The sequence below is a fragment of the Flavobacterium sp. T12S277 genome, assembly GCF_048514875.1.
GTDB lineage: Bacteria > Bacteroidota > Bacteroidia > Flavobacteriales > Flavobacteriaceae > Flavobacterium.
This window is the reverse complement of the sequence record NZ_JBLYEG010000038.1, coordinates 1-5,226: the sequence shown is the minus strand read 5'-3', so window position 1 is coordinate 5,226 and position 5,226 is coordinate 1. Positions and strand designations below refer to the sequence as shown.

The following is a 5,226-nucleotide window of genomic DNA, read 5'->3' as shown; positions in this document are numbered from 1 at the left end:
TTTAGAAAGTTTCTTCCTCCGGGTTGCCCCGGAGGAAAAGGGTGTACATAAGCTTACGGATTATTAGTACTACTCGACTATGACATTACTGCCTTTACATCTATAGCCTATCAACGTGGTCATCTTCCACGATCCTTAAAAGAAATCTCATCTTGTGGTGGGTTTCGCGCTTATATGCTTTCAGCGCTTATCCCTTCCAAACGTAGCTACTCTGCGGTGCCCCTGGCGGGACAACAGATACACTAGAGGTTTGTCCAATTCGGTCCTCTCGTACTAGAATCAGATCCACTCAAATTTCTAACGCCCACAGTAGATAGAGACCGAACTGTCTCACGACGTTCTGAACCCAGCTCGCGTGCCACTTTAATGGGCGAACAGCCCAACCCTTGGGACCTTCTCCAGCCCCAGGATGTGACGAGCCGACATCGAGGTGCCAAACCCCCCCGTCGATATGAGCTCTTGGGGGAGATCAGCCTGTTATCCCCGGCGTACCTTTTATCCTTTGAGCGATGGCCCTTCCATGCGGAACCACCGGATCACTATGCTCTACTTTCGTACCTGATCGACCTGTATGTCTCTCAGTCAAGCTCCCTTATGCCATTGCACTCTACGCACGGTTACCAAGCGTACTGAGGGAACCTTTAGAAGCCTCCGTTACTCTTTTGGAGGCGACCACCCCAGTCAAACTACCCACCAAGCAATGTCCCCCACAATATGGGGTTAGGCCTCAGATAAACAAAGGGTTGTATTTCAACAATGACTCCACAACGCCTGGCGACGCCACTTCACAGTCTCCAACCTATCCTACACATCATTTATCCAAGGTCAATACTAAGCTATAGTAAAGGTGCACAGGGTCTTTTCGTCCCACTGCGGGTAAACGGCATCTTCACCGTTACTACAATTTCACCGAGCTCATGGCTGAGACAGTGTCCAGATCGTTACACCATTCGTGCAGGTCGGAACTTACCCGACAAGGAATTTCGCTACCTTAGGACCGTTATAGTTACGGCCGCCGTTTACTGGGGCTTCAATTCAATGCTTCTCCGAAGATAACATCTCCTCTTAACCTTCCAGCACCGGGCAGGTGTCAGGCCCTATACTTCATCTTACGATTTTGCAGAGCCCTGTGTTTTTGATAAACAGTCGCCTGGACCTCTTCACTGCGGCCCCGATTGCTCGGGGCGACCTTTCTCCCGAAGTTACAGGTCTATTTTGCCTAATTCCTTAGCCATGAATCTCTCGAGCACCTTAGGATTCTCTCCTCAACTACCTGTGTCGGTTTACGGTACTGGTACTAATTACCTGAAGTTTAGAGGTTTTTCTTGGAAGCCCTTAGGCGCACTATCTCTTTGTCCGAAGACTCCGAGTACTATCGTATTTCCCCAAAAGATGTGGATTTACCTGCATCTCTTATAGGTAGGTACTTCAACGAACTATTCCGTCAGTTCGCGGCGCTTTCATCACTCCGTCACCCCATCACAGTAATTAGTAGTACGGGAATATTAACCCGTTAGCCATCGACTGTCCCTTTCGGGTTCGCCTTAGGACCAGACTAACCCACAGCTGATTAGCATAGCTGTGGAAACCTTAGTTTTTCGGTGTGCGGGTTTCTCGCCCGCATTATCGTTACTTATGCCTACATTTTCTTTTCTAACCAGTCCAGCATACCTGACGATACACCTTCAACCCTGTTAGAATGCTCCCCTACCACTTACAGTAAACTGTAAATCCATAGCTTCGGTAATACGCTTATGCCCGATTATTATCCATGCTCGTCCGCTCGACTAGTGAGCTGTTACGCACTCTTTAAATGAATGGCTGCTTCCAAGCCAACATCCTAGCTGTCTGGGCAGACAAACCTCGTTCTTTCAACTTAGCGTATATTTGGGGACCTTAGCTGATGGTCTGGGTTCTTTCCCTCTCGGACTTGGACCTTAGCACCCAAGCCCTCACTGCTGAGAAACATTATATAGCATTCGGAGTTTGTCAGGAATTGGTAGGCGGTGAAGCCCCCGCATCCAATCAGTAGCTCTACCTCTATATAACTTTACGCTCAGCGCTGCACCTAAATGCATTTCGGGGAGTACGAGCTATTTCCGAGTTTGATTGGCCTTTCACCCCTACCCACAGGTCATCCGAAGACTTTTCAACGTCAACCGGTTCGGTCCTCCACTGTGTGTTACCACAGCTTCAACCTGCCCATGGGTAGATCACACGGTTTCGCGTCTAACACTACTGACTAAAGCGCCCTATTCAGACTCGCTTTCGCTACGGATCCGTGGCTTAACCACTTAACCTTGCCAGCAACGTTAACTCGTAGGCTCATTATGCAAAAGGCACGCCGTCACCCCACGAAAGGGCTCCGACCGCTTGTAAGCGTATGGTTTCAGGATCTATTTCACTCCGTTATTCACGGTTCTTTTCACCTTTCCCTCACGGTACTGGTTCACTATCGGTCTCTCAGGAGTATTTAGCCTTAGCGGATGGTCCCGCCAAATTCAGACAGGGTTTCACGTGCCCCGCCCTACTCAGGATACCACTATCTATTATACTCGTTACCCATACGGGACTATCACCCTCTATGGTGTCACTTTCCAGTAACTTCCGGTTCCTTGTACATAAAATGTCGTGGTCCTACAACCCCAACAATGCCGTAACATCATTGGTTTGGGCTAATCCGCGTTCGCTCGCCACTACTTACGGAATCACTTTTGTTTTCTTCTCCTCCGCCTACTTAGATGTTTCAGTTCAGCGGGTTTGCCCACCTATCGGTGTACTATGTCTTCAACATAGTGGGTTGCCCCATTCAGGTATCTACGGATCAATCGGTGTGTGCCCGTCCCCGTAGCTTTTCGCAGCTTATCACGCCTTTCATCGCCTCTGAGAGCCTAGGCATCCCCCATACGCCCTTATTTTGCTTATTGTACCAATCATAAATTTAATTATGACCGTTTTTTTTTGTCTTTTACAATAAAATTGTAAAAAACGCTTTCTACTTTTTATTATTTTCTTATCTCAATATGTCAATGAACTTTTATCCTTTCGGATCTGTGGAGAATAACGGAGTCGAACCGTTGACCTCCTGCGTGCAAGGCAGGCGCTCTAGCCAGCTGAGCTAATCCCCCATTTTTCAATCTTAGATTGTAGAATTCAGATTTTAGATTTCTAATTCTTCTCTAATTTCCTTTGGTGAATTCCAACTTCTAGAATTTCCTTATTTAAGCTCACAGTCTTTTTTAGTTTGTTGTTGTTGTTGTTTTTTTATTAATAATTAATAATTAACAATCAACAATTCTAAAAAAGTAGTCCCGGGCAGACTCGAACTGCCGACCCCTACATTATCAGTGTAGTACTCTAACCAGCTGAGCTACGAGACTCTGTTTTACTTAATTTTCATTTTTTTTTTAAATTAACAGCAAGAGTAATTGAATTTAGTGATTCAGATCCTTTAGATAAACATCTTTTTTCCTTAACGTGCATTACTGCTAACATTTAAGGCTCTAGAAAGGAGGTGTTCCAGCCGCACCTTCCGGTACGGCTACCTTGTTACGACTTAGCCCTAGTTACCAGTTTTACCCTAGGCAGCTCCTTGCGGTCACCGACTTCAGGCACCCCCAGCTTCCATGGCTTGACGGGCGGTGTGTACAAGGCCCGGGAACGTATTCACCGGATCATGGCTGATATCCGATTACTAGCGATTCCAGCTTCACGGAGTCGAGTTGCAGACTCCGATCCGAACTGTGACCGGTTTTATAGATTCGCTCCTGGTCGCCCAGTGGCTGCTCTCTGTACCGGCCATTGTAGCACGTGTGTAGCCCAAGGCGTAAGGGCCGTGATGATTTGACGTCATCCCCACCTTCCTCACAGTTTGCACTGGCAGTCTTGTTAGAGTTCCCGACATGACTCGCTGGCAACTAACAACAGGGGTTGCGCTCGTTATAGGACTTAACCTGACACCTCACGGCACGAGCTGACGACAACCATGCAGCACCTTGTAAATTGTCTTGCGAAAGATCTGTTTCCAAACCGGTCAATCTACATTTAAGCCTTGGTAAGGTTCCTCGCGTATCATCGAATTAAACCACATGCTCCACCGCTTGTGCGGGCCCCCGTCAATTCCTTTGAGTTTCATTCTTGCGAACGTACTCCCCAGGTGGGATACTTATCACTTTCGCTTAGCCACTGAGATTGCTCCCAACAGCTAGTATCCATCGTTTACGGCGTGGACTACCAGGGTATCTAATCCTGTTCGCTACCCACGCTTTCGTCCATCAGCGTCAATCCATTAGTAGTAACCTGCCTTCGCAATTGGTATTCCATGTAATCTCTAAGCATTTCACCGCTACACTACATATTCTAGTTACTTCCTAATAATTCAAGTTTAGCAGTATCAATGGCCGTTCCACCGTTGAGCGATGGGCTTTCACCACTGACTTACTAAACCGCCTACGGACCCTTTAAACCCAATGATTCCGGATAACGCTTGGATCCTCCGTATTACCGCGGCTGCTGGCACGGAGTTAGCCGATCCTTATTCTTACGATACCGTCAAGCTCCAACACGTTGGAGTGTTTCTTCTCGTATAAAAGCAGTTTACAATCCATAGGACCGTCATCCTGCACGCGGCATGGCTGGATCAGGCTTGCGCCCATTGTCCAATATTCCTCACTGCTGCCTCCCGTAGGAGTCTGGTCCGTGTCTCAGTACCAGTGTGGGGGATCTCCCTCTCAGGACCCCTACCCATCGTAGCCTTGGTAAGCCGTTACCTTACCAACTAGCTAATGGGACGCATGCTCATCTTTTACCGTTGTGACTTTAATAGTGATCTCATGCGAGATTGCTATGCTATGAGGTATTAATCCAAATTTCTCTGGGCTATCCCTCTGTAAAAGGTAGATTGCATACGCGTTACGCACCCGTGCGCCGGTCTCTAGTTCCGAAGAACTATACCCCTCGACTTGCATGTGTTAAGCCTGCCGCTAGCGTTCATCCTGAGCCAGGATCAAACTCTTCATCGTATATTTTTTATATTATATTGCGATGTCGTCTCTATCGGTTCTCTTCGAATCTCTCGATTCCATTACTCTTATTCTTTTGTTTTAACATCTCTGTTAAAACGGCTGTCAATTCAATATGTCTACGAACGTGTCTTCTTGTGTTTGGCTTGTATTTCAAAGCGGGTGCAAAAGTAGAAAACTTATTTCTAAATGGCAAGAGTTTTTT

At 47.1% G+C, this 5,226-nt stretch carries 2 tRNA genes and 2 rRNA genes; all 4 read right to left on the bottom strand.

Annotation, left to right across the window (positions count from 1 at the left end):
- Window positions 1-43 precede the first annotated feature (43 nt).
- A 23S ribosomal RNA gene (locus ACN1CN_RS22405) occupies window positions 44-2,927 on the bottom strand.
- Between the two features lie 127 nt (window positions 2,928-3,054).
- Window positions 3,055-3,128, bottom strand: a tRNA-Ala gene (locus ACN1CN_RS22400).
- A 178-nt stretch (window positions 3,129-3,306) separates the two neighbouring features.
- Window positions 3,307-3,380: transfer RNA gene (locus ACN1CN_RS22395), tRNA-Ile, on the bottom strand.
- 127 nt (window positions 3,381-3,507) lie between these two features.
- Window positions 3,508-5,021, bottom strand: a 16S ribosomal RNA gene (locus ACN1CN_RS22390).
- The 16S and 23S rRNA genes sit together here with 2 tRNA genes alongside, the layout of an rRNA operon.
- Window positions 5,022-5,226 lie beyond the last annotated feature (205 nt).